This is a genomic window from Paracoccus sp. SY (assembly GCF_002901215.1).
Taxonomy (GTDB): domain Bacteria; phylum Pseudomonadota; class Alphaproteobacteria; order Rhodobacterales; family Rhodobacteraceae; genus Paracoccus; species Paracoccus acridae.
In genome coordinates, this window is sequence record NZ_NWMQ01000023.1 from 24,294 (window position 1) to 50,497 (window position 26,204).

25 protein-coding genes and 1 pseudogene are annotated in these 26,204 nt (G+C 66.0%); 7 read left to right on the forward strand and 19 right to left on the reverse strand.

All coding sequences use genetic code 11. The features are described 5' to 3' along the window. Window positions 1-11 precede the first annotated feature (11 nt). From CK944_RS15200 to CK944_RS15210, 3 genes are read right to left on the reverse strand one after another with little or no spacing between them, the layout of a single operon-like run. Complete coding sequence (locus CK944_RS15200) at window positions 12-1,196, reverse strand: acetate/propionate family kinase (RefSeq protein ID WP_103173916.1); 1,185 nt, start codon at window positions 1,194-1,196, stop codon at window positions 12-14. After that, window positions 1,193-2,590 carry a bifunctional enoyl-CoA hydratase/phosphate acetyltransferase gene (locus CK944_RS15205; protein ID WP_103173917.1) on the reverse strand — a complete coding sequence of 466 codons (1,398 nt, stop codon included), beginning with the start codon at window positions 2,588-2,590 and terminating at the stop codon, window positions 1,193-1,195. Before CK944_RS15205 ends, CK944_RS15200 begins: the two co-directional genes overlap by 4 nt. Window positions 2,591-2,599: 9 nt before the next feature. Then, entirely contained in the window at window positions 2,600-4,390 is a 1,791-nt protein-coding gene (locus CK944_RS15210) for an alpha/beta hydrolase (RefSeq protein ID WP_103173918.1), read from the reverse strand. Between the two features lie 133 nt (window positions 4,391-4,523). On the opposite strand from CK944_RS15210, the gene CK944_RS15215 reads away from it, so the two are divergent. The 3 genes from CK944_RS15215 to CK944_RS15225 all read left to right on the forward strand — a co-directional run bounded on the left by CK944_RS15215 (window position 4,524) and on the right by CK944_RS15225 (window position 8,582). Then, the gene (locus CK944_RS15215; protein ID WP_103173919.1) at window positions 4,524-4,838 is read left to right on the forward strand and encodes a hypothetical protein; all 315 of its coding nucleotides are present in this window, start codon (window positions 4,524-4,526) and stop codon (window positions 4,836-4,838) included. Between the two features lie 119 nt (window positions 4,839-4,957). Beyond that, window positions 4,958-7,624, forward strand: a complete 2,667-nt coding sequence (locus CK944_RS15220; protein WP_103173920.1) for a cation-transporting P-type ATPase — start codon at window positions 4,958-4,960, stop codon at window positions 7,622-7,624. 155 nt (window positions 7,625-7,779) lie between these two features. Further along, window positions 7,780-8,582, forward strand: a protein-coding gene (locus CK944_RS15225) for an IS5 family transposase (RefSeq protein ID WP_103173921.1) whose coding sequence is annotated in 2 segments (ribosomal slippage) — window positions 7,780-8,110 and window positions 8,110-8,582 — 804 coding nt in all. Because the reading frame shifts where the segments join, the coding sequence is not laid out codon by codon here. A gap of 242 nt (window positions 8,583-8,824) precedes the next feature. On the opposite strand, the gene CK944_RS15230 is transcribed toward CK944_RS15225, so the two are convergent. The 5 genes from CK944_RS15230 to CK944_RS15250 are packed head-to-tail and all read right to left on the reverse strand — an operon-like array spanning window position 8,825 to window position 13,064. After that, window positions 8,825-9,451, reverse strand: coding sequence for a DUF6134 family protein (locus CK944_RS15230; protein WP_103173922.1), 627 nt, complete (start codon window positions 9,449-9,451; stop codon window positions 8,825-8,827). A 1-nt stretch (window position 9,452) separates the two neighbouring features. Continuing rightward, the gene (locus tag CK944_RS15235; protein WP_158248018.1) at window positions 9,453-10,316 is read right to left on the reverse strand and encodes a TauD/TfdA family dioxygenase; all 864 of its coding nucleotides are present in this window, start codon (window positions 10,314-10,316) and stop codon (window positions 9,453-9,455) included. Between the two features lie 8 nt (window positions 10,317-10,324). Then, window positions 10,325-11,113, reverse strand: coding sequence for an SDR family oxidoreductase (locus tag CK944_RS15240; RefSeq protein ID WP_103173924.1), 789 nt, complete (start codon window positions 11,111-11,113; stop codon window positions 10,325-10,327). Continuing rightward, a complete protein-coding gene (locus CK944_RS15245) occupies window positions 11,110-12,483 on the reverse strand; it encodes a class I adenylate-forming enzyme family protein (RefSeq protein WP_103173925.1) in 1,374 nt (457 codons plus the stop codon). The genes CK944_RS15240 and CK944_RS15245 overlap by 4 nt, the downstream gene beginning before the upstream one ends. After that, window positions 12,480-13,064 (reverse strand): thermostable hemolysin, encoded by a 585-nt coding sequence (locus tag CK944_RS15250; RefSeq protein ID WP_103173926.1) that lies wholly within the window; start codon window positions 13,062-13,064, stop codon window positions 12,480-12,482. Before CK944_RS15250 ends, CK944_RS15245 begins: the two co-directional genes overlap by 4 nt. 201 nt (window positions 13,065-13,265) lie before the next feature. Between CK944_RS15250 and CK944_RS15255 the strand changes: the two genes are divergently transcribed. Together CK944_RS15255 and CK944_RS15260 are read left to right on the forward strand one after the other, a co-directional pair. Beyond that, the gene (locus CK944_RS15255) at window positions 13,266-13,919 is read left to right on the forward strand and encodes a response regulator transcription factor (protein WP_103173927.1); all 654 of its coding nucleotides are present in this window, start codon (window positions 13,266-13,268) and stop codon (window positions 13,917-13,919) included. Beyond that, window positions 13,916-15,148 (forward strand): HAMP domain-containing sensor histidine kinase, encoded by a 1,233-nt coding sequence (locus CK944_RS15260; RefSeq protein ID WP_146038678.1) that lies wholly within the window; start codon window positions 13,916-13,918, stop codon window positions 15,146-15,148. Before CK944_RS15255 ends, CK944_RS15260 begins: the two co-directional genes overlap by 4 nt. A gap of 13 nt (window positions 15,149-15,161) precedes the next feature. On the opposite strand, the gene CK944_RS15265 is transcribed toward CK944_RS15260, so the two are convergent. The 9 genes from CK944_RS15265 to CK944_RS24340 all read right to left on the reverse strand — a co-directional run bounded on the left by CK944_RS15265 (window position 15,162) and on the right by CK944_RS24340 (window position 22,849). Continuing rightward, a complete protein-coding gene (locus CK944_RS15265) occupies window positions 15,162-15,701 on the reverse strand; it encodes a cytochrome b/b6 domain-containing protein (RefSeq protein ID WP_103173929.1) in 540 nt (179 codons plus the stop codon). After that, a complete protein-coding gene (locus CK944_RS15270) occupies window positions 15,694-15,957 on the reverse strand; it encodes a PepSY domain-containing protein (RefSeq protein WP_103173930.1) in 264 nt (87 codons plus the stop codon). The genes CK944_RS15265 and CK944_RS15270 overlap by 8 nt, the downstream gene beginning before the upstream one ends. A 77-nt stretch (window positions 15,958-16,034) precedes the next feature. After that, window positions 16,035-17,078, reverse strand: coding sequence for an NAD-dependent epimerase/dehydratase family protein (locus CK944_RS15275; RefSeq protein WP_103173931.1), 1,044 nt, complete (start codon window positions 17,076-17,078; stop codon window positions 16,035-16,037). Continuing rightward, window positions 17,075-17,824: a glycosyltransferase family 2 protein gene (locus CK944_RS15280; protein ID WP_103173932.1), complete on the reverse strand. Its 750-nt coding sequence runs from the start codon at window positions 17,822-17,824 to the stop codon at window positions 17,075-17,077. The genes CK944_RS15275 and CK944_RS15280 overlap by 4 nt, the downstream gene beginning before the upstream one ends. Next, window positions 17,821-19,371: a glycosyltransferase family 39 protein gene (locus CK944_RS15285; RefSeq protein ID WP_103173933.1), complete on the reverse strand. Its 1,551-nt coding sequence runs from the start codon at window positions 19,369-19,371 to the stop codon at window positions 17,821-17,823. Before CK944_RS15285 ends, CK944_RS15280 begins: the two co-directional genes overlap by 4 nt. Next, complete coding sequence (locus CK944_RS15290) at window positions 19,368-19,643, reverse strand: lipid-A-disaccharide synthase N-terminal domain-containing protein (protein ID WP_103173934.1); 276 nt, start codon at window positions 19,641-19,643, stop codon at window positions 19,368-19,370. The genes CK944_RS15285 and CK944_RS15290 overlap by 4 nt, the downstream gene beginning before the upstream one ends. Before the next feature lie 100 nt (window positions 19,644-19,743). Then, entirely contained in the window at window positions 19,744-20,445 is a 702-nt protein-coding gene (locus CK944_RS15295; RefSeq protein ID WP_103173935.1) for a VIT family protein, read from the reverse strand. Continuing rightward, window positions 20,442-22,331 (reverse strand): heavy metal translocating P-type ATPase, encoded by a 1,890-nt coding sequence (locus tag CK944_RS15300; RefSeq protein ID WP_103173936.1) that lies wholly within the window; start codon window positions 22,329-22,331, stop codon window positions 20,442-20,444. The genes CK944_RS15295 and CK944_RS15300 overlap by 4 nt, the downstream gene beginning before the upstream one ends. Then, window positions 22,328-22,849, reverse strand: a complete 522-nt coding sequence (locus CK944_RS24340) for an FAD:protein FMN transferase (RefSeq protein ID WP_103173937.1) — start codon at window positions 22,847-22,849, stop codon at window positions 22,328-22,330. Before CK944_RS24340 ends, CK944_RS15300 begins: the two co-directional genes overlap by 4 nt. A 288-nt stretch (window positions 22,850-23,137) precedes the next feature. Here CK944_RS24340 and CK944_RS24345 point away from each other — a divergent pair. Further along, window positions 23,138-23,263 (forward strand): annotated as a pseudogene (locus CK944_RS24345) (transposase); the annotation flags it as partial. 28 nt (window positions 23,264-23,291) lie between these two features. Here CK944_RS24345 and CK944_RS24010 read toward each other — a convergent pair. After that, window positions 23,292-23,546 carry a DUF6522 family protein gene (locus CK944_RS24010; protein WP_239986092.1) on the reverse strand — a complete coding sequence of 85 codons (255 nt, stop codon included), beginning with the start codon at window positions 23,544-23,546 and terminating at the stop codon, window positions 23,292-23,294. A 34-nt stretch (window positions 23,547-23,580) separates the two neighbouring features. Beyond that, window positions 23,581-24,771 carry an NO-inducible flavohemoprotein gene (gene hmpA / locus CK944_RS15315; protein WP_103173939.1) on the reverse strand — a complete coding sequence of 397 codons (1,191 nt, stop codon included), beginning with the start codon at window positions 24,769-24,771 and terminating at the stop codon, window positions 23,581-23,583. A 78-nt stretch (window positions 24,772-24,849) separates the two neighbouring features. On the opposite strand from hmpA, the gene CK944_RS15320 reads away from it, so the two are divergent. Further along, complete coding sequence (locus CK944_RS15320; protein ID WP_103173940.1) at window positions 24,850-25,266, forward strand: Rrf2 family transcriptional regulator; 417 nt, start codon at window positions 24,850-24,852, stop codon at window positions 25,264-25,266. Window positions 25,267-26,204: the final 938 nt, after the last annotated feature.

Consider the following 26,204-nt stretch of genomic DNA (forward strand, 5'->3'; position numbering starts at 1 on the left):
CTGGACGCAGGTCAACGGATGGCAGGTTTCCCAAGCAGGCCCAAGGCTTCCTCGGCGATCACGCGCTCCTCGTCGGCGGGAATGACGAATGCAGCGACGCGGCTGTCGCTGCTGCTGATGCAGGGGGCATTGGCCGCGTTCGCGTGGTCATCCAGAACCAGCCCAAGCCAGGCGAGCCGCTCCGCGACCATGGCCCGGATGCGGGGCTGGTGTTCGCCGATCCCGGCGGTGAAGACCAGGGCGTCGATCCCCCCCAAGGTGGCGGCCAGGCGCGCGCCCTCGCCCGCGATGCGCAGGCAGAACAGGCCGATCGCCTCGGCGGCCTCGGGACGGTCGCTGTCCAGAAGCTCGCGGCTGTCGGCGTCGATGCCTGACACGCCCAACAGCCCGCTTTCATGATAAAGCATCCTTTCCACCCGATCCAGCGTCCAGCCCATCGGTCCCAGAAGATGCAGCAGCACGCCCGGATCCAGGGCGCCGCAACGGGTCGCCATGGGGATGCCGTCCAGCGTTGAAAAACCCATCGAACTGTCGCGGCTGATGCCGCCCTGCATGGCGCAAAGGCTGGCCCCGCTGCCCAGATGCGCGGCAACCACCCGGGCATCCGCAGGCAGGTCGGTCCTGTTCAGGGCATCCGCGATATGGCGATAGGACAGCCCGTGGAAACCATAGCGGCGGATCCCTTGGTCGTGCAGTGCGCGGGGGATGGCAAGGCGCCGGGCCAGAGGATCATGCGTGGCGTGGAAGGCGGTGTCGAAGGATGTGGTCTGCGTCAGATCGGGATACAGCGCCCGCGCGGCGCGGATCAGGCGCAGGCTTTGCGGCTGGTGCAGGGGCGCCAGCCGCGACAGGCTTTCCATCTGCGCCAAGGTCGTGGCGTCGATGATGGCAGGGCCCGCGAACTGGTCACCGCCATGGACCACCCGATGCCCGATCACCGCAAGGGCCGAAAGGTCCACCTGCGTTCCGATCCAGTCAAGCGCCGTGCCCAGGATCGCGGTCATGTCGCCGATGTCCGCGCCTGCAAGCGGGTGGGTCAGCAGCTGCCCGTCCCGTGTCAGCCGCACCTCCAGCGGGTCGTCGCGAAAGTCGATGACGGCGCGGGCCAGGGGGCGGCTGCGGTTGCCGGCAATCGCATGGATGCCCAGCTTCACGGTCGAGGAGCCGGCATTGAAGGTCAGGATCGTGTCGGTCATGTCCGCACCCCCCGGGCGGCATTGCGGGTCACGATCAGCTTGGCAAGCGCGGCCGAGGCGATGCGCGCGGACAGGGGATCTGCCCTGCTGGTCAGCACGATCGGCACCCGCGCGCCCAGGACCAGGCCTGCGGCTGTGGCGCCCGCGAAATAGATCAGCTGCTTGGCCAACATGTTCCCGGCCTCCAGATCGGGGACCAGCAGGATGTCGGCCTGTCCCGCCACAGCCGACGTGATGCCCTTGGTCTGCGCCGCTTCGGGGCTGATGGCGTTGTCGAAGGCCAGCGGGCCATCGACCAACCCGCCGGTGATCTGGCCGCGTGCCGCCATCACGGTCAGGGCTGCGGCATCCAGGGTGGCGGGCATGGCGGCATTGACCGTTTCCGCAGCGGCCAGAACCGCCAGACGCGGCAGGTCCACGCCCAGCAGGTGCATCAGATCAATGGCGTTCTGGGCGATATCGCGTTTGTGGTCCAGGGTGGGCGCGATGTTGATCGCGGCGTCCGTCACGATCACCGGCTTGCCATAGGCGGGCACGTCCATGACATAGGCGTGGCTGATCCGCCGCGCTGTGCGCAGCCCGGAATCCCGCGCCACCACCGCACCCAGCAGTTCATCGGAATGCAGGCTGCCCTTGACCAGAACCTCGACCCGGCGGGAGGCCGCCAGTTCCACGGCCCGCGCGGCTGCGGCATGGCTGTGTTCCGTACCTTCGATGTCCATGCCATCAAGCGACACGCCTGCCTCGGCGGCTGCGGCGCGGATCCTGACCTCGGGGCCGATCAGCAGCGGCTCCAGCAGGCCCTCGTCGCGGACCTCAATCGCGCCCAGGATCGCAGCGCGCGAACAGGGGTGGACGATGGCCGCGCGGATCGGGGGGAGGGATCGCGCTTCGTCGATGAAGGGGGTGTAGCGGCTGGCGGGCAGCAGCACGGCCTGCGGCGCGGGCACGGCGGGCAGGGTCATGTCGGTTTCGGGGGCGATGACCGTGGCGGAGCCTTCCAGCACCCGCTCTCCCCGCTGGTTGGTGCAGAAGGCCTCCAGCCGCACCACCCGGTCGGCGTCGTGCTTTTCCCTCACGCGGACAGTCGCGGTCACCGTGTCGCCGGGCATGGCGGGGACCAGGAAACGGAAGCTCTGCTCCAGCTGGATCGTCCCCGGCCCTGGCAGGCGCGTGCCCAGAACCGCCGCCACCATCGCTGCCGTCCAGCTGCCATGGGCGGCGCTGTGGCCGCGCGAAGCGCCCGCGAAGACCGGCTCAAGGCTGGAAGGGCTCACATCACCCGACAGCGCCGCCACCATCGAGATGTCGTTGACCCCGACCGTGCGCGTCAGCGAGGCTTCGTCACCGATCCGCAAGCTGGCAAAGGTATGGTTCTTGAGGGCTTCGGTCACGCGGTCCTCTTATCGTTGGAAAACATAGCTGCCCGGCGCGTCCGCCAGCGGCGGAAGGCCCTTGTCGGGCGCACCCAAGGCGGGCGGTGCGTCCAGCGGCCCTGATTGCGCGGCAAGCCAGTCGCCCCAGGCGGGCCACCAGGATCCTTCGACCGGATCATGCGCAGCCTGCCAGTCAGGGGCCGAGATCAGCGCGCCGTCATCAGGCCGCGTCCCGATGCGGTAATGACGCCGAGGGTGGCCCGGGGGGCTGACGATCCCGGCGTTGTGCCCGCCCGAGGTCAGTACGAAGGTCACGTCCGTGTCTGTGAACTGGTGGAACTTGTAGACCGAGGTCCAGGGCGCGACGTGATCGCGTTCGGTGCCCACAGCAAAGACGGGGATGCGGATGTTCTGCAGCGCGGCGGGACGGCCGTCCACCATGAAGCGTCCGGCGGCCAGTTCGTTGTCCAGATAGAGGCGCTGCAGGTATTCCGAATGCATCCGCCAGGGCATCCGGGTGCTGTCGGCATTCCACGCCATCAGGTCGGACATCGGGCGGCGTTGCCCCATCAGATAGTCATGGATCACCCGCGACCAGACCAGGTCGTTCGACCGCAGAAGCTGGAACGCCCCCGCCATCTGGTCGTCCGACAGATAACCCCGGTTCCACATCATGCTGTCGAGGAAGTGCATCTGGCTGGGGTCGATGAACAGCGCCAGTTCTCCGGGTTCGGTGAAATCGACCTGTGCGGCAAACAGCGTCAGGGACGCCAGCCGGCCCCCTGCCGCAGCCCCCATCACGGCCGCCGCGATCGACAGCAGCGTGCCACCCAGGCAATAGCCGGTGGCATGAACCCGTGCCCCTGGTACGATGGCTTCCACGGCATCAAGAGCGGCCAACACGCCCAGGCGGCGGTAATCCTCCAGCGTTAGGTCGCGATCTTCAGGTCCCGGATTGCGCCACGAAATCGCGAAAACCGTGAAGCCCTGAGCCACTAGCCAGCGGATCAGCGAGTTCTCCGGCGACAAATCCAGGATGTAGTATTTCATGATCCAGGCGGGCACGATCAGCACCGGCTCGGGCCGAACCTGCCCGGTCGAGGGCGCATACTGGATCAACTCGATCAGATGGTTGCGGAAGACGACGGTGCCGGGCGTCACCGCCACCGTCTCGCCGGGGCGGAACGCCTCGGCCCCCGGGGGCGGCTGGTGGTTCATCAGCCGCAGGGCATCCTCGGCCCAGTTCTGCCACCCCTGCCACAGGTTCATGCCGCCGGTCTGCCAGGTGCGGGCCAGCACCTCGGGGTTGGTCAGGGGATTGTTCGAGGGCGAGAACACATCCAGCCACTGCTTTGCGACAAAGGACACCACATCCTCGTGGTGCTTCATCACACCCGGCACCTCGCGGGTGACGTTGTGCAGCCATTGCTGTCCCAGCAGAAAGGCCTGGGCCAAGGCGGCAAAGGGCAGCTGCTGCCAGCCCTCGTGGCGAAAGCGGGCGTCACCCGGCAGGGGACGGATCGCAGGCGGCGTCTTCGGGTCCATGGCCGAGGACAGAAGCCAGGTCATCAGCCGGCTAGTCTTGCGGCCCGCCTTCCACAAAAGCTCGGCCCGCTTGCCTGGGGCCTGGGCCAGGTGGAACGCCCAGTCAAAGCCGGCAAGCGCCAGCGACCCCGGCGAGATGCCACCCGTCAGGTGACCGCCAAGCGCCTCTCGCATCCGGTCCATCGCCTGGAACGCGGCAAGGCCCAACGTCGCGTCCTGGTCGGCCGGGGGCATCATCGCAGGCGGCGCAAGGAAGGCGGTCTGGTCGGGCATCTCGGTCCTTGGTGGTTCAGGGATTTGCGGGTTATCCTTACCGGGTCCAGCATCGGGTAATCTTGACCTGAATCAAGGTTTGATGCCGGACCATGGCCTTACCATCCAGATTTCATCAGACAGGATCACGGACATGAAGGACGACAAGAATGCGAAGCCGGAAACGGCCGCCCTGCCGGATGTTCCGGGATTAACCCTGCCCGACGTTCTTCTCTGGCCGATACGGATGCAAGAACTGCTATGGCGGGAAGCGCTTCTGACGATGGCACGAATGGCAGAGCTTCGGGCCGAATGCTTGCGCAACATGGCCCAAGTTACCCTGCCCATGGACGCAGCCGCCCTCCAGACTGACTATGCCAGCAAGCTGCTGGACGTGGTCCAGGAAGAAGGCAACCGATTTGCCCGCGCCATGCGCGACGCAGCGCCGGCAATCCGCAAGGCTGCCTGATCCACAAGCCGTAACGGACCGCTGCCGTCCATCGGACTGTCACGGCAGGCTATGTGGAGCTGCATCCCGACGCCCGGCCCCGGATCCGCATAGCCCCTGCAAGGAACAACGATTACCCGATGACGAACCCCAGCGACCTTGCCGACGCCTACGCCCGTCCTGCTTCCGAAGTCCTGACCGCCCTGGACGCCACCGCCACCGGACTGTCCTCATCCGAGGCTGCCGCCCGACTGTCTCGCCACGGCCCCAACAGCCTGCCCGGAGCAAAGCCGCGACCAGCGATCCTGCGGTTGCTGGCGCAGTTCAACAATGCGCTGATCTATTTCATGCTGGCGGGGGCAGGGGCTGCAGCAGCCCTGGGTCATTATGTCGATGCCGGCGTGATCCTGGCCGTGGTGATCGTTAACGCGATCGTGGGCTTCCTGCAGGAAGGCAAGGCCGAAAGCGCGCTGAACGCCATACGCGACATGATCGCGCCCCAAGCCAGCGTCTTGCGCGACGGGCGGCGGATCAGCGTCGGCATGGCAGACCTCGTGCCCGGCGACGTGGTGCTGATCGAGGCGGGCGACCGCGTGCCCGCCGACCTGCGCCTGATCTCTGCCCGCAACCTCCTGGTGGATGAGGCGATCCTGACAGGGGAATCCGTGGCGTCGACCAAGGGCGTCGATCCGGTCGCGGCCGGGGCAGCCCTGGGCGACCGGCGCCCCATGGCGTTTTCCGGCACGCTTGTCTCGGCGGGCCAGGGCAGCGGCGCCGTCACTGCCACCGGCACCCGGACCCAGATCGGCCGCATCAGCACCCTGCTGCACGAGGTCGAGCCCCTGACCACACCGCTGCTGCGCCAGATCAACGCATTCGCTCATCGCTTCACACTGTTGGCCTTCGTGGGCGCGGCGCTGATCTTTGCCTTTGCGGTCTCGCTGCGCGGCTATGCCTGGGACGACGCGCTGATGGCGGTCGTGGCGCTTGCTGTGGGCCTGGTCCCCGAAGGCCTGCCCGCCGTCATCACCATCACGCTGGCCATCGGCGTGCAGCGCATGGCCGCCCGTCGCGCGGTGATCCGTCGGCTGCCCGCGGTGGAAACACTGGGTGCGACCTCGATCATCTGCTCCGACAAGACCGGCACCCTGACCCGGAACGAGATGACCGTGGGGCGTGTGGTGACAGCCGATGGCGTGAGCGTGGTCCAGGGCGCCGGCTATGACCCGACCGGCCATGACTTCACCCCTGAACCCACTGCGCGCGGGCTGCTGCGGGCCGGGCTTTTGTGCAACGACGCCGAACTGAACCCTGGCACCTGGAAGGTCGAGGGCGACCCGATGGAGGGCGCGTTGATTGCCGCCGCGATGAAGGCGGGCCTCGACCCAGCGACCGAGCGCGCCGCCAGGCGGCTGGACGCCATTCCCTTTGATGCCCAGCATCGCTTCATGGCGACGCTGCACGATATGCCAGGGCAGGGGCGGGTGATGCTGGTCAAGGGCGCGCCGGAACGGATCATGGCGATGTGCGCCCGGCAGGCCTCGGAGGCGGGAACGCAGGTGCTGGATCACACCTATTGGTCCGACCGCATCGCCGAAACCGGGCGCGAGGGCGAACGCGTGCTGGGTTACGCGACGAAGCCCATGCCCGACGGCACCACCAGGATCGACTTTCCCGATGTCGAGAGCGGGCTGACCTTCCTGGGCCTCACCGGCTTCATCGACCCGCCACGGCCAGAGGCGGTCGCGGCCATTGCCGAGTGTCACCGCGCAGGCATCGACGTGCGGATGATCACCGGCGACCATGCCGAAACTGCCACCGCCATCGCACGCCAGCTTGGCCTTGCGCCCGACCCGCAGGTGTTGACCGGCAAGGATCTGGACGCAATCCCCGACAGCGGTTTTGCCGATGCCGTCGCCCGAACCCAGGTCTTTGCCCGCACCAGCCCCGAACACAAGCTGCGCATCGTCCGCGCCCTGCAATCGCGCGGTAATGTCGTCGCGATGACCGGTGACGGGGTGAACGACGCGCCCTCCCTGAAGCAGGCCGATGTCGGCATCGCCATGGGCATCAAGGGCACCGAGGCCGCCAAGGAAGCGGCCGAGATCGTGCTGATGGACGACAACTTCGCGTCCATCGTGGCGGCGGTCCATGAAGGTCGCACCGTTCACGACAACATCCGCAAGGTCATCGCCTGGACCCTGCCCACCAATGGCGGCGAGGCGCTGACGGTGATCATGGCGATCCTTCTGAACTTCGCCCTGCCAATGACGCCCGTGCAGATCCTGTGGGTGAACCTGCTTCTGGCCGCGACGCTGGGCCTGGTTCTGGCCTTCGAGCCGTCCGAACCGGGGGTGATGGCGCGCAGGCCACGCAAGTCGGGGGCCGGGCTTCTGACCCCCTTCACGGTATGGCGCATCATCCTGGTATCGGTGATCTTTATGGCGATTTCGCTGGCCGTGTTCTTCTGGACCCTGGGCCAGGGCCGCGACATCGAGGTGGCGCGCACGATGGTTGTCAACACGCTGGTGGTGCTGGAGATCTTCTATCTGTTCAACATCCGCTATCTGCACATGACCTCGTTCACGCTGACGGGCGTCAAGGGCACCGGCCCGGTGCTGGGTGCCATCGCCGTGGTCGTGGTCGGGCAACTGGCCTTCACCTATCTGCCGGTCATGAACCGGATCTTCGAATCCCGTCCCCTGACGCTGCTGGACGGGATCGTCATCATCGTCATCGGCGTGCTGTCGCTGGTGGTCCTGGAGATCGAGAAGCACCTGCTGCGAGACAGGTTTCAGGGGGAGTAGAGAGGATAGAAGACCAACCTGATCACCGGTCGGTCGGACCTAGCAACTGCATAAGCCCACCTCGGAGCGAGTCGCCTCCTTTAAAACTGCCTGGCGACTTAGAGGGCGTTTCAAAACCACTTGCAGGCGGATTCGTCCTGTTAGAGTAGCGGTTTATGTCTGCCATGCTTGTCTCTGACGGCCTTTGGGCCGTGATCGAACCTTTGTTGCCATCCACGTCTCGGTCCGCGAAAGGCGGGCGGCCTCGGGTCTGCGACCGGGCCGCTCTGGCCGGGATCATGTTTGTCCTGCAGAGCGGCATCCCCTGGCGGATGTTGCCCGCAGAGCTGGGCTGCGGCTCGGGCGTGACCTGTTGGCGAAGGCTCAGGGATTGGCAGTTGGCCGGTGTCTGGGATCAGCTGCATCAGGTCTTGCTGCGCCAGCTGCATCGCGCCGGTCATCTCGACTGGACCCGGGCCTGCATGGACAGCGCGTCCATCGCGGCGAAAAGGGGGGCGAAGTCACCGGCCCCAACCCCACCGATCGCGGGCGCCCTGGCACGAAGCGCCACATCGTCACCGACAGGCGAGGCATTCCCCTGACGGTGCGCCTCAGCGGCGCAAACGTCCATGACAGCAGGATGCTCGATCCGCTGCTCGACGCCATTCCTCCCATTCATGGCAAGCGTGGCAGGCCGCGCCATCGGCCCGGCAAGCTGCATGCCGACAAGGGGTATGACTATCCCCGCTGTCGCAAGGCTTGCACCAAACGCGGCATCAAGCATCGCATTGCCAGGAAGGGCATTGAGAGCAGCAGTCATCTCGGAAAGCATCGCTGGGTCGTCGAGCGCACATTCGCCTGGCTCTCCAAATTCCGGCGCCTCGCCGTCAGATACGAGCGCAGGGCCGACATTCACCTCGCCTTCACCATCTTGGCCTGCGCCATCATCTGCTTTCGAGCGCTGACAACGTGGTTTTGAAATGACCTCTTATGAGAGCCTGTCCAAGCGTTAGGTTCGGAGCCCCAAATGTCCCCTCTTTATCCATTTCTAAATCAGTTTGGTTTTCAGTCCGGGGCGGCGGGTCTCGGGTGTTCAGGTGACCGCGATGGGCTTAGGATGGCCTGGCGGCCCACGCCGTGATGCGGACAACCTAACGCGGAGAGGTCGGGAACGGTGCGCCCGACACTGCAGGCGCGTTTCCGACCGACTTCCCGTGACACCTAGCGCAGGACGTAATCTACCTGCGACCCGTCCTCGGCGGTGAAGCGGACGTGGACCAGCTTTGCGCCTTCATACCACAGGTCGCGATCCAGTCCGCCGCGTACGGCATAATGATCGGCGCTGACCTGACCCTGACCGGTTGAAACGGCCTCGGCGCCCAGCTTTCGCACGCGGATGGCGTCGGTGCTGCCGTCGATGGTGTTCAGCACCTGCCCGGAGTGGAGCAGGTCGGCGTTCCACAGACTGGCGGGGATCAGCGATGTAGTCCCGACCGAGATGTCGTGGCGTTTGCCGTTGTCGTCCGTGCGCGAGGTTAGACCAGCCAGGCGGCCGCCGCGCCAGGTTTCGGTGCTGTCCTGCTTGAACCGATAGGCGCTGACGCCGATCACCGGCACCTTGACCGACACGTCCGTCGCGAAGTTAACGGTCAGATCATTGCCCTTGCCGCGGAAGCTGACGACATAGTCGCCGATGTCGCGGCCGTTGCGGATCACGTCAAAGGTCAGCCGGCCCGAAGGTGGCACGCTGGCTTGTGGCGCAGCCATAGCGCCAGGGGCAGCAGCGCCCAGCAGGGCCACAGTCAAAATCGTCGTGAGGGTCAGGGTGCGAGTCTTGTGCGCGGTCATCTCAAATCATCCCCATGCCGATAAACAGGTTGCGGTTGGCGTCGGCGATGGCGCGGCGGCCATGCATCACGCGGGTGTTGTCCAGAATGGCGATGTCGCCGTCCTGCCAGTTGATCTCGTGCGTCACCTTCTCGGCCAGGGCGCGCATCTCCTCGATCTCGTCGGCGCTGACCGGGCTGCCATCGGCCATGGCATAGCGCGGCGGCTGATAATTGTGGGACGGGCCAAGGACCGCGTTGGCAAAGCCGCGATCCGTTCCGCCCAGGGCCGAGGGACGCACAGGATTGACCGTCAGGCGATAGGTCAGCGCGCCGTCGTCGTGCAGTTCGAAGTCTTGGCCCGGAACGGCGGCCTTGAACTGCAGGACATGCTCCATCGTCACCTCGTCAGGATGCGAGATGGCGGGATGTTCGTTGGCCAGATAGCGCTTCCAAAGCACCTCGGGCAGGACCCGTTCCACCGTCATCGGCTGAGACCAGCGGGCCTTCTGCGCGTCGTCGAACAGATCCCAGACCTCGCGGCCGTCGCAGATCGTGGTCTGCGATCCCTCGAAGGCCGCGGTCTGGGCGAAGAAGGTCACGATATCGGGACAGCGCGGCGTGTTGCCGTTCTCGATATGCAACCCGATCGGACCCAGGCCCGCATCGACCATCTGCGTCGTCTCGGTCGTGTGGCTCCGGGCGGGATCGAAGGTCACGCGGCGGCAGAGCGTGGTGACGAGGTCCGAGAAATCCTCCATCTGTGGCTGGAAGCCGCGCAGAAGCGTCCAGCCATCGCGGGTCAGGTCGTCGCGGATCTGGGCTAAAAGGCCGGGATCGGTCAGTCCGTCTGAATAGTCGCGGGAACGCAGGATGTTGTAGGTCATGAATGTCCTCATGGTCGGGAAGAAAGGTCGTTGGCGGCGGCGATCACCGCCGGGTCGCGCGCCAGGCGGATCAGTGCCCGGTCGATCAGTGCGGGCCGGAGGCGTTGCAGGGCGACAAACAGCCGTTCGCGCGTCGGAGGCAGCTGCTCGCGCTTGCGGGCGGTGATGGCGCGCCAGGCATGGGCAGCGACAGCCTCTGGCGCATCCAGCGTCATGGCCATCGGGCCGACCAGTCGGTCGAAGCCCTGCGCCGCGTCCGTGCGGGTGGCACGAGGGGCGACATAGGTGACCCCTACGCCTTGGGGAGCCAGTTCGCGCCGCAGAGCGTCCGAAAACCCCCGAAGCGCGAACTTCGAGGCGGAATAGGTCGCGAAATACGGAAAGGCGATATCCCCGAAGATCGACCCCATGTTGACGACCTGGCCCCGGCTGACGATGAGGCTGTCCAGCAGGTCGCGGGTCAGCGCGATGGGGGCTGCGACGTTCAAGGCGAGCGCCGCCGCTATCTCGTCATCCATGGTGGTGCCGATAGCACCCGAGGGCACGACCCCTGCGTTGTTGATCAGGATGTCCAGGCCAGTCTGGACAACAGACGCCGCGATCAGGGCACGACCCCGCGGGGTGGTCACGTCCGCGGGCAGGACGCTGGCCCGTTGCAGCCCCGATGCCAGCTCGACCAAGGGCTGGGGTCTTCGGCCCACCAGGATCAGGCGGTGGCCAAGACGGTCGGCTTCGACCGCCAGGGCCCGGCCGATGCCAGTGCCCGCGCCTGTGATGAGCACCGTCTTGCGGCTCATGCGGAGACCTCCGGGGCAGGCAGGGGCATCAGCGCACCCCTCACCTTGGCCAATCGCAGCGCGACCTGCCGGTCCGCCGTGCCAGAAGGGCGGATCAGCCCCGGATGGCGGGGATCGGCGATCAACAGGGCATCGGGCCGTGCATAGGCGGGAAGGTCCGCCAGCCGTGCGACCAGATCGGCCATGCGTGGCGCGGCGGTGGAGGCTAGGACCAGCACCAACCGGTCATCGGGCAGCAGCACCAGGGCTGCGGCAGGCACGGCGGGATCGGCCAAGGCCGCGGCCTCGACCCATTCGGGGGCGATGTTGCGCCCCGATGCGCGCAAGATCATCGCGTCACGCCGGCCCAGCACGCTCAGCCGCCCATCGTCGATCCGGCCGAGATCGCCCGTCCGCCATGGGCCGACCTGCGGCGCCCGGCCCAGATAGCCCGCCATGACGGTCGGGCCGTCCACGACGATCTCTCCGTCCTCGATCCGCAGGTCCAGTCCAGGCACGGACTGCATGGCCGATCCCCCCGGCGCGTCGGCAGGGCTCAGCGCCACCACCGAGCAGGCCTCGGACAGGCCATAGCCCTCGGCCACGGGAAGGCCCAGGGCACGCGCCTCGGCGAGCAGCGCCGGAGAGACAGGGGCACCGCCCACCGCGACATAGCGCAGCCCGCGGGGGGCAGGGATGCCTTTGCGCAGCGCGGCGACCCACAGCGTCAGCTGACGCGGGGCCAGCACTGTTACCGTCGGAACACAGGCAACGGCGCGGCGGGCCAGTGCCCGTCCGTCGCCTGAAAACAGGCAAGCAGTGCCTTCGGGACACAGCACCGTCTCGGCCCCCGCGAGGATCGGCAGGAAGATGCCGCAGATTTGTTCCAGAAGCTGCGCCTGGGGCAGCACCGACAGGTAGCGGTCGCCCGGCCCGGCGCCAATCGCCTGCGAAAGCCCCAAGGCCGATGCCATCAACTGACGGTCGCCCAGAACCACGCCCCTGGGGCGGCCCGTGGTCCCCGACGTATAGATCACCCGCGTGGCCCCCCCTGCATAGGCGAGCGGCAGCCCCGTCGCACCGGCGGGCAGACGGTCGGTCAATGTCGCGCCCGAGTCGGCCAGCAGATGCGCGACCTGCCCGGCCGAGAAGAAGCCGGGCACCGGCACGACCCGGCACCCCGCTAGCGTTGCCGCCAGATCGCCGATCACATAGTCTAGCCCGCCAAGGGCCAGACCCACGCAGCGCGGCCCGGCGGCAAAGCCCGCCGCGGCGCGGGACACGGCGCGGGCCAGGTCCGCCCAGGTCATGCTGCGCTCGCCGTCGCGAAAGGCAATGGCATCGGGGCGGTCCTGGGCGTGGCAGGCCAGGGCTTGGAAGATCGGGGTCATTCGGGCCGGGCTCCGGTCAGGGGTTGGCCCCGGCGGGGCATGAAGCGCAGGGGCTGCATGCTGTCCTGCAGAGCGCAGACCCAAGGATCGGTATGGTAGTAGCGGCCCCAGCAGGCGGCGTCGGGCAGCCGGTCGGGGCGGGCAGGGGTCAGCGGCAGCAGCGGCACGCCTGTTCTCCGCAAGAGCCGCATCAACGGCCCGGTCGCCGTGAACAGCCCCCAGCATTTGCCGCTACCCCGTCCTTCGGCCGTGACGGCCTCGATCAAGGGCAGCGTGGCGGAGGGGTGGGGGCAGGCCATCGAGACGACCTCGATCACCTCCTCTGGGCCGACGGGGCTGCCTGACAGGCGGGTCAGCACCTGGTCCACGGGATCGTCCAGATAGATCTGCGAAAAGAACCCGCGTGCGGCGTCGCGCATCCCGGCAGCGCCCAGGATCACACCGGTCGCGGACCGCGCGACGGCCAGCCGGACATCGGGCACGGTGATCACCGCGCCATGGGTCTGCAAGAAATGCGCCTCGATCATCGCGGCAGCGGGCTGCCAGGCCGCGTCACGCCATTCCAGAAACTCAACCCGCATGGGACGCCACGGTGGGTACGGGATGGGAAAACGCGGTCATTGGGTCAGGCCCCTCGTTGCTCTATAGCCCCACCAACCCGGCCAGCCTTGCAGCAAGCTTACAATGACCAACCCTGTCCTCACGTTTTTGCGATGCGGATTGGCGTTGATCCGCGAGCCGCTTCCCGGCATGTCTGGCATGTCGTCATGAAGGGGGCACCCATGCGGGTCCTGCTTGTCGAGGATGAGGCCGATATCGCCGATGCGCTGCTGCGCTTCCTGCGCGCCCAGGGCCATGCCGTGGATCACGCCGCCGACCTGGAAACGGCGCGGACCGCAATTGCCGTGGCGGATCATGGCGCGATCCTGCTCGATCTGGCGCTGCCGGACGGCTCGGGGCTGGACCTGCTGCGCGACCTGCGCCGGGGTGGCAACAGGGTGCCGGTGCTGATCGCCACCGCGCGGGACCGGATCTCTGACCGCATCGCGGGACTGGATGCAGGGGCCGACGATTACGTGGTCAAGCCTTATGATCTGGCTGAGGTCGAAGCGCGGCTGCGCGCTCTTGCCCGCCGCGCCTCCGGCGATCCGGCACCGGAGAGCAGGGTCGGCGCGCTGACAGTGGACCGGGCCGGCGCGCGGATGTTCCGCGACGGGAACGAAATCCGCCTGACCTCGCGCGAATGGGCGCTGTTTGACGCGTTGCTGTCGGCGCGCGGGCGCGTGCTGTCGAAGCAGGTGCTGGAAGAACGGCTTTATGCCTTCGACAATGCGATCGAGGGCAATGCGGTCGAGGTCTATGTTTCCCGCCTGCGCACCAAGCTGGGCGCGGACGCGATCCAGACCCGGCGCGGCCTTGGATACCTGATCCCGTGAGCCGCCCCTGGTCCTTGCGTGGCAGGCTGGTGCGCAGGGTGGTGCTGGGTGCCAGTCTCAGTTGGCTTGTGGGCGTGGGTCTTGCGGCCCTGGTCATCGCCCACGAGATGTCGGAGCTGATGGACGAGACGCTGAAAGGTTGGGCTCAGCTGACAATCGATCTTCATCGTCGCACCGACAATGTTGATGCGATGGCGCGGTCAGCGGGCATGATCCGCATCATCGAGGACGGCAGGGAAATCTCGGGCGCGCCGTGGCTGCCAGTGGCCGAGGATGGTGGCCATGATGTTCCCGGCTGGCGCGTTTATCGCCAGTCCGCCATCTGGGGCGACCTTTCCGTCGAGGTGGGGCAAAGCGACGAATGGCGCCGCGATGAACTTGTGGAAAGCGTGGCCTGGCTGGTTGTGCTGATGCTGCCGGTCCTGCTGGCCACGCTTGTGGCCGTGCGCAGGGCCGTGGCCTCGGCCCTGCATCCTGCGACGCGGTTTGCCCGGGAACTTCGCGGCCGGTCGGCGCAGGATCTGTCCCCCGTCAAGGAAGATCACCTGCCGCTTGAACTGGCGCCGATCCCGCGGGCCCTGAACGTTTATCTGGACGATATCCGCGCCAGGGTCGAGGCCGAGCGGCAGTTCGCCACAAATGCCGCACACGAACTTCGGACCCCGGTCGCGGCCGCGTCGGGGCAGGCCCAACTGATCGCGGCAGGGCTGAGCGATGAAGCGGCCGCCGAGCGCCTGTCCGGCGCCTTGAACCGCATGGGCCACCTGATCGACCGCCTGCTGCACCTGTCGCGGGCCGAGGCGGGGGCCGCAGGGCACGGGCCGTGCGACCTCGTGCGGGTGGTGCGGATGGTGATGGCCGATCTGGGCACGCTGGTGCTGTTCGACGACGGCGAGATGGAGACGATGTCGGTTCCTGTCGATCCCGATGCGCTTGCGCTGATCCTGCGCAACCTGCTGCGCAACGCAGCCGACCACGGCCATGGCACCCCGCGCATGATCCTATCGCCCGGTCCCGTGCTGACGGTCAGCAATACCGTTCTGCCGGGGGCGAGCTTCCATCACGGCATGTTTGACAAGTCCGCCGGCTCAAAGGGTGCGGGGCTTGGCCTTGCCATTGTCACCCGCGTGGCGCAGGCGCAGGGGATTGCTGTCGATTACGCCATTGTCGACGGCACGGCGTCGGTGACGGTGCGCTTTCCGTCGGGAACTGGGTCTCCTGCGGCGTGATGGCCTCTGGCCTTCAGGGGCGGTCCTTGGCAGCCAGCGGCCGCTTGGTGCCGGTCAGCATCGACAGGACGAGGTTCTCTCGATGGCGAAGGCTTTCCACCACCACGCCCGCCACATGCAGGGCGGCCAGGATCAGGATCAACGTCGCCAGGGCCTTGTGGACTTCCTCCATCACGTCCGACCCCCAGAAAGCGTCGGTGGTCTGCAGCCAGCCCGTCAAGGCAGTCCCGGACACGACCAGCAGCAGCGCCACGATCATCGCCCCTCCGGCCGGGTTGTGGCCCAGATAGCGGGGCTCGTGACCGGCGCGCAGCGCGCGCAGATAAGCCAGAACAGCACGCGGTCCCCGCACGAAGTCGCCAAAGCGGGCGTGGCAGGGGCCGACGAACCCCCAGACCAGCCGAGCCGCGATCAGGCCAGCGATGGCATATCCCATCCGTTCGTGCCACAGCTTCGGGCCGTCGGCGGTGAGCCAGGTGCCGGCGATCAGTGCGACCAGCGACCAGTGGAACAGCCGCACGAAGCCGTCCCAGACCCGGACCGTGTCAGTCATCGGAGCCCTTTGCTTCGAAGGTGGCGGGGTCGAAGAAGATCTCGACCTTCTTGCCCTTCTCGTCCTTGCCATAGACTTCGTAGCAGCCGTCCTCGGTCTTGACGTTGCTGATGGTCCAGCCCTTGGCGGTCAGGTCGGCCTTTAATTCCTCAACCGGCCGCCAGTCGGCTTCCGGGACGGTGCAACGGTTCTCGGCCAGGGCCGGCATGGCGGCAGCGATCAGCAGGGTGGCGGCGGGGATCAGAGTGAATCGCATAAGAAGGTCTCCGTTGGCAGTGTTTCGGTGTCACCCTTCAAGCAGGCCAAGCTTGCGGAAACCTTGCAGGGGCAGGCCTAATGATGCAGGAGAACCTGTTTGTCCTGCGGTTCGAGAAGGGATGCGGCGTAGTAGCTGGCAAACCAGTCGACATGGCGCCGCAGCGCCACGGACATGGGTGTTTGCTGACGCGGCCCGATCAACCGCTGCAAAAGCGTGGTGTCCGCCCAGGTCGCCTCGACATCGCCGGGCTGCATCGGCAGCAACTGCAATCGCGCCTTGCGCCCGGTGGCGTCCTCCAACGCCCTGATGAAATCCATCAGCGGCACCGGCCTGCCGTTGCCGATATTGACGATGCGGAACGGCGACACGGGCGACAGGCTGTCGCCCGGCAGAGGCATGGCGGGATGATGCGGGACCACGTCGATCAGCGCGCGGATCGCCTCGACCAGATCATCGACATAGGTGAAATCGCGCTGCAGCCGGCCGTTGTTGAAGAGCCGGATCGGGCGATCCTCGAACAGGGCCGAGGTGAACAGGAAGGGTGCCATGTCGGGCCGCCCCCAAGGGCCGTAGACGGTAAAGAACCGCAGCATCGTGATCGGCAGGCCATAGAGGGCAGCATAGGAGTGGGCCATCGCCTCGGACGCCTTCTTGGTCGCAGCATAGAAGGACAGCGGCTGGTCTGTGCGGTCTGTTTCTCGATAGGGCATCCGGTCGCTGCCTCCGTAGACCGAACTGCTGGAAGCCATCAGCAGATGATCGGGCGGACAGGCCCGTGCCGCTTCCAGGACCTGGAATGTGCCGGCGAGGTTGGCCGAGGCATAGCTGCCTGGCGCCTCGATCGAATGGCGCACGCCGGCTTGGGCTGCCAGGTGAACCACCACGCGCGGGCGATGCCTGGCCATGATCCCTGCCAGCAGGCCCGGCGTCTCGATCCCGCCGCGGAGGGACAGGTAGTTCGGGTGGACGATCAGTTGCGCCTCGCGCGCGGCTTTCAGGGCGGGATCGTAGTAGGCGTTGTGGTCGTCAAGCCCGAGGACTTCGGCGCCTTCGGCCAGCAGGCGTCTGGCCAAGTGAAAGCCGATGAAGCCTGCGGCTCCGGTGATGAGGACGGTCATGCCGCACCCCGCATGTCCCGGGCCGCCCGTGGAAGCTCTTGCACTTGCGGCAGGCTGCGGCGGCGGATCAGCCAGGCTGCGCCCAGGAGATCGACGATCCCCACAAGGGCACGCTGCAGGTTGCTATACTTTGACCGGCCGAAGGCCCGGCGTGCGTGGGTCACGGGGATGGTCAGGACTTCCAGCCCTTCACGTGCGATCATGGCGGGCATGAAGCGGTGAATGTGGTCGAAGAAGGGCAAAGCCAGATAAACCTCGCGCGGGAAGGCCTTCAGCCCGCAGCCGCTGTCTTGCACTCCGTCACGCAGAAGCCTCGCACGGATCCGGTTTGCCAGACGCGAGGCGAGGCGCCGCGTCCAGTGGTCGCGCCGCCCGACTCGCTGGCCCTGCACAAGGCCCAGAAAGGGAACGCCCTGCTGGAAGGGGGCCAGAAGGGCGGGCAGGTTCTCAGGCGGGTTCTGGCCGTCGGCGTCCAGGGTGGCGATCAGTTTGCCCCGGGCGGCCAACACGCCGCTGCGGATCGCGGCGGACTGCCCGCAGGACCGGTCGTGGCAGATCACCCGCAGCTGTGGCAAGGAGGTCTGCAACGCCGCCAGTTCCTGCCGCGTCCGGTCGATCGAGGCGTCGTCAACCACGATGATCTCGTGCGGGTGATCTTGCAGAACGGCCGCGATGCCGCACAAAAGTGGGACAATGTTGCCAGCCTCGTCCTTGGCGGGAAGGACAACGGAAACGTCGGGCGTCATGGCGCGACCTCTTCTGAACGGTAAAGGATGTATGTGCCGCCGCGATAGGGCAGCGCAGCAAAGGGTGTCATGCCGGGGATCGACAGGCCGTTCTGATCCAGAAGCAGCCCATCGGGATGGGCCTGCCGCCAGGCTGCGACAGCCTCGGGACTTGCCAGCCGGGCGACGGGATGGCGCAGCCGGCCCGCGAAGTTCAGTTGGGCGTGATAGGTGCCGTCGGTGACGGCGATCCCCGCACTGTCAAAGGGTCCAACCGCCCGGCCAAGCGCCGTCATGTCATAGCGCGCGAACAGAAGCGGGCTCAGCGCCAGGTGAAGCCCGATCATCAGCGTCAGGGGCAGCGCGGCCAGGGCGACGGGCGCCGACCGCAGCCGCAGGAAGCCCACAATGCCAATAAGCAGGCAAGCGGTGCCCAGGGCCAGGGACCACAAGGGCAGAGGGTCGTGCAGCTTCCTCAACGCAGGGATCAGCCCGGTTGCGGCGGCACTGAAGGCCGCAAGCGCGGCAAGCAGCGGCAGCGCCAGCCAGAAGTCGCGGCGTCGCCATTTGCGCGTGGGAAGCCCGCCCGCCAGCATCAGCGCCAAGGCGGGCATCTCGGGCAGCAGATAATGCGCCTGCTTGCCGCTGATGAGCGAGAAGGCCGTCAGGGCGCCGCCCGCCCACAAGGCGAGAAGCCGCGTTCCCGGATCGGCAAGCAGACGGCGCGGGCGCAGCATGGCGAGGCCCGGCCGAGTCCAGCCGAAGGGCCAGATGATCAGGGGCAGCAGCGCCAGGAAGAACCACCAAGGCTTCTGGTGTGCGAACGAGGCCACCATCCGCCCGCCGCTCTGGCGCCAGAGGATCTCGGTCCGGTATTCCTCGCCTCCCAGGATCAGCGCGGGAACCAGCCACAGCCCCACCAGCAGAAGCGCCACCAGCAGCGCCAGCCCGAGACCCTTGGCCAAGACGGGCCCGGACGGACGCGCAGGACCGGCCCAGAGTGGCATGGTGAAGGCCGCGGGCAGCACGTGCAGCAGGATCACCGGTCCTTTGGCATAAACGCCAAAGGCCACCGCTGCGCCAAGCGCCACCCAAGCCCCGCGCCGGGGCCCCTGCGCCGCCGACCACAGGGACAACATGGCCAGCAGGGTGGCGCAGGTCAGCAACGCATCGAACATCGTGGTCGAGCCGAACAGCAGCCAGACAGGTGAGACCGCAAGGATCAGTGCCGCCGCCCCGGCCCTGTCAGGCTGGTCCGGCCAAAGCCGCCGCGCCAGAAGCCCCGTCAGTGCGATCGAGGCAGCGGCAAAAGCCGGTCCGATCAGCCGGGCCGGAAACTCGGCAATGCCCCCCAAGGCCCAGACCAGATTGATCAGCCAGAACAGCAATGGCGGTTTGTGCCCATAAAGCGCGCCGTTCAGATGCGGCACCCAGGCTGAGCCGCCGACCCGCATCTCCCAAGCGGCGGCAAAATAGCGGGTCTCGTCGACCGGCATCAGGGGCCGCAGCAGGATCAAGGTCAGGGCTGTCAGTGAAAACAGCAGCGTAAACGAAAGGACGGACCTCATGCGTCAGCCGTCTGCCGATGCTGCCGGATCAGCATCAGGTTGCGCAGATAGACGACAAGACCCAGCCCTTGTCCCAGCACGAAGACCGGATCACCCCGCCAGAGCGCATAGCTGAGAAGGGTCGCTCCACCTGCCAGCGAGAACCACCAGAAAGCCAAGGGTACGACGCTGCGACGCGACCGCTCGCTGGCCAGCCACTGAATGATGAAGCGTGCGCTGAACAGCGCCTGCCCCAAAAAGCCGATGCCGATCCAGACCGTCTGAGCTGTCATATGCCATGCCGTTCGTTGCCCTTTTAAGCGGGACTGGCATGGCGACCTTGCGCCCAGCTTACAGTTTGGGTGCAGCCGTCACGTTATTGGAGTCCGTCAGTTACCCGACCGTAACACCAAACAGCGTTCCCACGACGGCTGTCGCGCCCATGGCAAGGACGCCCCACAGCGTCACCCGCATCGCGCCGCGAAGAATGCCGGCGCCGCCTGCGGAGGCGCCCAAGCCACCCAGTACGGCCAGAGCAAGCAATGTCGCGACAACCACGAACACGACGATCTGCGCAGGCGGCGCCAGCAGCGCCACGATCAGCGGCACGACTGCGCCTGCCGCGAAGGTCAGGGCCGAGACGACCGCCGCCTGCACCGGATGAGAGGTCACCGTCTCGGAAATCCCCAACTCGTCTCGGGCATGGGCGCCGAGCGCATCCTGTGCTGTCAGTTGCGCCGCCACCTGCTGCGCCAGGTCGCGCGTCAGACCGCGCTCCTGATAGATCCGCGTCAGTTCCTCAAGCTCTGCCTCGGGCATCTCGGCCAGTTCCTTGCGCTCCTTGTCGAGATCGGCGTTCTCGGCATCGGTCTGCGAACTGACTGAGACATATTCGCCTGCCGCCATCGACATGGCGCCCGCGACGAGTCCTGCCAGTGCTGCAACCAGCACCTCGGTCCGGCCAGTCCCGGCAGCGGCCACGCCCACGACCAGGCTGGAGGTGGAGAGGATCCCGTCATTGGCCCCCAGCACCGCCGCACGCAGCCAGCCGATGCGGTGAACCATGTGGATTTCCGAATGGGACAGGCGGCTCATGCAAGGGCTCCTTCCTGGTGCGGTTCATCGGCCGAGGGGGCCGTGCGGGCCTGGGCGGGTTGGATGCGCAGGGCGCGCAGGGCGTTGAGGATGACGGCCACGTCGACGGCTTCCTGGATCAGGGCGCCCTGCACGGGGGTCAGGTAGCCCAGGGCGGCGGCGATCATGCCCCCGACCGATAGGCCGATGCCCGCCACCACGCTTTCAAGCGCAATGCGGCGGGATCTGCGCGCGATCTCGATCCCGGGGCCGATGCGGTCCAGGCGGTCCACCAGCAGGACCACGTCGGCGGCCTCGGCACTGGCGGCGGCGCCGCGCGCGCCCATGGCCACGCCAACGTCGGCCGCAGCGAGGGCCGGAGCGTCGTTGACGCCGTCGCCCACCATCATCACCGGACCATGCTTGTGTTCGGTCAGGACCAGCAGCACCTTCTCGTCGGGCGTCAGGTCCGCGCGGATGCCGTCAAGACCAAGGCCCTCGGTCACGCGGCGGGCGACCTCGGCCCGATCGCCAGTGGCCAGCAGGATGCGCTCGACCCCCTGACGACGCAGCCCCGACAGCATGTCGCTCGCGCCCTCCCGCAGCGGGTCCGACATGACCAGGTGCCCCGCCATGCGGCCATCGACCGCAACCGCCACCATGACCGATCCGGCAGCCAGGTCCGGATGATCGCTCGTATGACCCACGCGTCCAGCCACGAAGCCGTAGCCACCCACGACGACCTGCTGCCCTTCGACGACAGCGATGACGCCCTCGCCAGGGAGTTCGACCGTGTCGCGGGGAAGGGGCAGGGTCATGCCGCGGGTCTTCGCCGCCGCGACGATCGCCTGGGCGACGGGGTGCTTCGTCGCTTGGTCAGCTGCTGCGGCAAGGCGCAGGATCTCGTCCTCGGCCATGCCTTCGGCGCTGTCGATGCTGACGATCCGGGGGCGGCCGTCGGTCAGCGTGCCGGTCTTGTCGAGAATCAGTGTGCGGATGCGGGCCATCGCCTCCAAGGGCTTGGCGCCCTTGACCAGCACGCCGAAATGGGCAGCCCGCGACAGACCCGCAACCAGGGCCACGGGCACGGCCAGGATGAGCGGGCAGGGGGTGGCAACCACCAGCACGGCGACTGCGCGGATCGGATCGCCGGTGAACCACCAGGCCGCCCCGGCGATCAGAAGCGTCACGGCCAGAAAGCCCAGCGACCAGCGATCGGCCAGCCGGGCCATGGGGGCGCGGGACCGCTGCGCCTGCTCGACCAGGCGGACGATACCGGCATAGGTGCTGTCTCGGGCCTCGTGCGTGGCGATCAGGTCAAAGGCATCGCCCGCGTTGGTGGATCCGCTCATCGCTTCGGCACCTTCCTCAAGGCGGACGGGCAGGGACTCGCCCGTCAGCGCCGACGTATCCAGGAAGGCCGTGGCCGAGGCGACCAGACCGTCCACCGGCACCACGTCACCCTGGCGGATCAGCAGGCGGTCGCCGGGGCGGATGTCGTCCAAGGCCACGTCCTCCAGCCCGCCATTGCGGTGGCGGGTGGCGGTGCGGGGCACGCGGGACAGCAGGTCGCGCATCTCGCGCCGGGCGCGGCCTTCGGCAAAGCTTTCCAGGAAGGTGCCGCCGGAATACATCACCGCCACGACGGCGGCGGCCAGGGTCTCGCCAAAGGCCAAGGCCGCCGACATCGACAGCGCCGCCACGATGTCGAGGCCGACCTCGCCCCGCGACAGGCTGCGCAGGATCTCGGACAGCAAAGCGGCCAGGACCGGCAGCACGCCCGCAGTCCAAGCCAGTCCTGCAAGATCGAGATGGCCTCCCATATACAGCGCCAGCCCCGCCAACAGCCCTCCAAGGGCAACCGCCAGCAAGCCCGTATTCAAAAAATCCGTTCGCTTGTAGGTCACGCCTGTCCCTCACCCGCTGCCGTGGCGTTGCCGCCAAAGAGGCACCCGACGGCCCGCGTCTGCAAGCCCCCGTCATCACCACGCAGAAGAAACAGTGCATCGAGGTCATGTCTGGCCGCAAGCTCAGCCCCCGCCGAAGGGCCCGCCACCATCAGCGCGGTCGCCCAGGCATCGGCCTCGGCGCAGGTCGGTGCCACCACGGTGACCGAAGCGGGCAAAGCGGCAAGCGGCGCGCCCTTCCGCGGGTCCATCGTGTGCGACAGTCTGCGTCCCTGCACCGTAACCCAGTGGCGATAATCGCCCGCGGTGCTGGCAAAGCAATAAGGGAGGAGACTATGAATAATGCGATCCTGAAGCTGGAAGGCAGTCCTCAGCTTATCGGTGGTGTTGAAACCGGAGGTGACTACCTGCGTTTTCACACCCGAACTGACATGACCCCAGAGGAACTCCGCCGGCTCACCGACGGACAAATCAAGATGGACGGCAAGAATGAGCGAGTTCTGCTGGAAAGTGCTCAATCAACGCGACGGGACGGATACACCATCGAGTTGACCCTTCGGCGCGCACAGGAGACAGGATGTTGCAGCAGAACCGGACCTCATGGACGAGGAGCTCAGGACCATGATCAGGGCCCAGATCCGGAAGTTGGAGCAGAGGATTGCAGGCGTCCTTGCGTGAGAGAGAATGCCCCGGCCGCTCAGGTGAAGCTGCTCCGCTCTGTTCCGGAGATCGGTCCGGTTTATGCGACCATGTTGCTTTCGGAGATGCCGGAACTCGGCCGCATGACGGCGTGTTAGGCAGCCTCAATGGCCGGCGTTTCACCCGTGCACCGTGATAGCGACGCGATCCGCGGTTGCCGCATGATTGCGGGAGGACAACAAGCGCTGCAACATGCGCTTTTCAAAGCCGCACTCGCTGCCGCATCCCATAGTCCGACCCTGAAGCCGATAGCCCCGCACCTCAAGGAAAAGAGCAAGCCGCACGCGTCACGGTTAAGACCTCGCCGTCGGGCGCGCAGGTCAGGCGAACCCGCCATTGAGGCGATTGGAAGGTCAGGCGAACCTTCCCTTCGTCCTCGCCTTCACCTCGTTCCACAATGCTCCTGATCTTTCCGGAATGCATGAGATCCTGAAAGCCAGACACATCGAGTTCCAGCAGCGCTGCGATCTCGTCTGCCTCGACGATGGGGCGATCCTGGTCGAACACGATCTTCATGGCAAACCCCGATCCCTGATCCCGCTCCTTTGCTCTACGTGGCAAGGTGTTCGTCGGCCGGGCCGAAGAACTCGTAGTGGATGCGATCGGCAGGGATGCCCACATCCTTCAGGCCGACAACGAAGCGCCGCAGGAAAGGACGGGGGCCGCAGAGATAGACCTCCGCTTCGTCCAGGGGCGTGTTGGCCCGGAGCCAGTTGATGGTGATCCGGCCCGAATTGGCCCTGTCGTCGCCGCCAGTCTCGTAGAAGGTCTCGACCAGAACATTACCGTGCCGGGCGGCCGCAAGCCGCACCTGAGCGTCAAGGGCATGATGGGCAGGACTGCTGGTGCCATGCACATAAAAGACGGGCACGTCCCGATGCTGTTCTGCCAGAACTTCCAGCATGCTGACGACGGGCGTCAGGCCGACGCCGCCCGACAGCAGGATCAGCGGACGCTGCGGGTCCTTGGCAAGATGGAAGTCTCCAGCGGGTGGCGTGGCCTCAAGGATGGTGCCCACAGGCGCGTGATCATGCAGGAAACAGGATGCTTCTCCGTTCGGCTCTCGCTTCACGGTGATCCGGTAGCTCTCGTCGCCTGGAATGCTGGAGATGGAGTAGTTCCGCTTCACGCCTGGGAGGCCGGCCTCGTCAAAGCGCAGGGTCAGATACTGTCCCGGCCGGTGTGGGACAACAAGGCCGCCATCCTCGGACCGCAAGATGAATGAGACGATCCCTTCTGCCTCGACCTGCCGTTCCGCCACCACGAAGCGGCGCCAGTCGGTCCAGCCTCCGGGCTTTGCTTCGATCTCTGTGCGGATGGCAGCTTCGCGTTCGATCAGAAGGTCTGCCAGGAACCAATAGGCCTCGCCCCATGCCTGCAGAATGTCCGGTGTCGCCGCATCGCCCAGAACCTCTTCCATGGCACCAAGAAGAGCTTCCGCCACAAAGGGATAATGCACTGGCAGGATCGCATAGCCGATGTGCTTCTGGGCAATCCGTTCCACCGCCGCGCCGAGAGCGGACAGGTTTTCGATGTTCTGGGCATAGGCCAGTACGGCCTGCGCCAGGGCAAGGCGCTGTGTGCCCTTCTTCTGATTGGCCTGGTTGAACAGCGCAGCGATGTCTGAGTTGCGGAACAGGCGGCGGTACATCGTCTCAGTAATCAGGGGACCATGCTGTTCCAGCGCGGGCACCGTCGCCTTCACGACGGCAATGGTCTGTTGCGACAGGGGACGCGGCATGAGTCTCTCCTAAACATGCATTATAGATGCATCTATATATCCCTATACATGCAAAGGGAATGCATCTAATGTGAAAAGATGAAGTTGACCCGCTACACCGACTATGCGCTTCGTGCGCTGATCTACCTTGCCGGCCATGAGGGTGGGCGGGTGTCGATCCGGCAGATCGCCGAAGCCCACGGCATCTCACAAAACAACCTGATGAAGATCATTCAGGACCTGGGGGCTGCTGGCTTTGTCAGGACCACCAGGGGACGTTATGGGGGATTGTCGCTGGCCCGGCCGGCTGCGGACATCACCATTGGTCAGGTTGTCCGGCATACGGAAGGAGACAGCAGGATTGTCGATTGCAGCACCTGCCGGATCGCCGAAGGATGCAGCCTGCCGGACGTCTTTTCCGAAGCCAGAGAAGCCTTCATGACAGTGCTGGACAAGTGTCGCCTGTCGGATGCCGCCCGCACGCCGGATGCCTTCCGGCATCTGTTCGTGGCTTGAGGAAGCAGCCTCAGCACCCGTGCTGGTCCGAGAGCCTTTCACTTGGCCTCCCGCTCCAGCCGCCTGATCGGCGCTCGTACAGCTGAAGCAGGCCACCCTTGCTCTGACATGGGTGATCTACCGCTATGGCTTCACTTTTGCGGTGATCAAGAAGCTGGCCAGAACTCCCGTGGCTGAATGGAACGGCTTGCAGTCATGACAGCCAGATCGCGGATATTCACACGACGGTCAACATCAGGAGGTCGTCGGGGGGGGGGGCCTGTGATTTGATGCCTCAACTAGCAATCTGCTCCCAACATAGGACATTGTCGGGTACGGGCCTGACGCTTGGCTTTGGATAGATGTTCATCGAGGCCGTCGCTGCCCGAACTCGCGTTAGCAACATACAGCCCAAGCAAGATTGCCTGAACCGGCTTACTGAGTAGCACCTGCGCGACGGTCTGGAGGCGCTTGGTTGCACAATTCCCGGTTCACTCTGGTCAAAGCTTGTTCGATTGCGGCAATCAGGTCGGGGTGGAACTGACAGGCGAGTGGTGCGGTGTATTGCCGCAGCTAACCAACTTTCCCAAAGGGCACAAGCTAGCCAATAGATGTCCTCCGACGTTGGTGGAGCAGAAAGGATAGCTCGTGAAGAAAGCGGAGAGATTTCTTCATCACCCCCTTCGCACCGCTGAAATCATTATTTTTTCACCTTCATATTTTCAAGAAGGCACAGCATGGGAATAGCCCTGCGCAGCGGTTGTAATGCAAGCCGAAGTAAATTTGTTAACAAATAAGAATCATGCTTCGTAACTGATTAACAAAAATATCGTTTGATGGTAGTATGTTAATGACGACATCTATTTGCTATTTACATTCGCATGTGAATTACGCGCCGACTGTTATTTCCGGAATGGAAGCCGCGGGCAGATGAACCGGCGCAACAGCGAGGAGGGGAC

Coding starts and splice junctions, on each gene's coding strand:
- CK944_RS15200 (WP_103173916.1), bottom strand. CDS start 1,196: ATGACCGACACGATCCTGACCTTCAATGCCGGCTCCTCGACCGTGAAG.
- CK944_RS15210 (WP_103173918.1), bottom strand. CDS start 4,390: ATGCCCGACCAGACCGCCTTCCTTGCGCCGCCTGCGATGATGCCCCCG.
- CK944_RS15215 (WP_103173919.1), top strand. CDS start 4,524: ATGAAGGACGACAAGAATGCGAAGCCGGAAACGGCCGCCCTGCCGGAT.
- CK944_RS15220 (WP_103173920.1), top strand. CDS start 4,958: ATGACGAACCCCAGCGACCTTGCCGACGCCTACGCCCGTCCTGCTTCC.
- CK944_RS15230 (WP_103173922.1), bottom strand. CDS start 9,451: ATGACCGCGCACAAGACTCGCACCCTGACCCTCACGACGATTTTGACT.
- CK944_RS15235 (WP_158248018.1), bottom strand. CDS start 10,316: ATGACCTACAACATCCTGCGTTCCCGCGACTATTCAGACGGACTGACC.
- CK944_RS15240 (WP_103173924.1), bottom strand. CDS start 11,113: ATGAGCCGCAAGACGGTGCTCATCACAGGCGCGGGCACTGGCATCGGC.
- CK944_RS15245 (WP_103173925.1), bottom strand. CDS start 12,483: ATGACCCCGATCTTCCAAGCCCTGGCCTGCCACGCCCAGGACCGCCCC.
- CK944_RS15250 (WP_103173926.1), bottom strand. CDS start 13,064: ATGCGGGTTGAGTTTCTGGAATGGCGTGACGCGGCCTGGCAGCCCGCT.
- CK944_RS15255 (WP_103173927.1), top strand. CDS start 13,266: ATGCGGGTCCTGCTTGTCGAGGATGAGGCCGATATCGCCGATGCGCTG.
- CK944_RS15265 (WP_103173929.1), bottom strand. CDS start 15,701: ATGACTGACACGGTCCGGGTCTGGGACGGCTTCGTGCGGCTGTTCCAC.
- CK944_RS15270 (WP_103173930.1), bottom strand. CDS start 15,957: ATGCGATTCACTCTGATCCCCGCCGCCACCCTGCTGATCGCTGCCGCC.
- CK944_RS15275 (WP_103173931.1), bottom strand. CDS start 17,078: ATGACCGTCCTCATCACCGGAGCCGCAGGCTTCATCGGCTTTCACTTG.
- CK944_RS15280 (WP_103173932.1), bottom strand. CDS start 17,824: ATGACGCCCGACGTTTCCGTTGTCCTTCCCGCCAAGGACGAGGCTGGC.
- CK944_RS15285 (WP_103173933.1), bottom strand. CDS start 19,371: ATGAGGTCCGTCCTTTCGTTTACGCTGCTGTTTTCACTGACAGCCCTG.
- CK944_RS15290 (WP_103173934.1), bottom strand. CDS start 19,643: ATGACAGCTCAGACGGTCTGGATCGGCATCGGCTTTTTGGGGCAGGCG.
- CK944_RS15295 (WP_103173935.1), bottom strand. CDS start 20,445: ATGAGCCGCCTGTCCCATTCGGAAATCCACATGGTTCACCGCATCGGC.
- CK944_RS24010 (WP_239986092.1), bottom strand. CDS start 23,546: ATGAAGATCGTGTTCGACCAGGATCGCCCCATCGTCGAGGCAGACGAG.
- hmpA (WP_103173939.1), bottom strand. CDS start 24,771: ATGCCGCGTCCCCTGTCGCAACAGACCATTGCCGTCGTGAAGGCGACG.
- CK944_RS15320 (WP_103173940.1), top strand. CDS start 24,850: ATGAAGTTGACCCGCTACACCGACTATGCGCTTCGTGCGCTGATCTAC.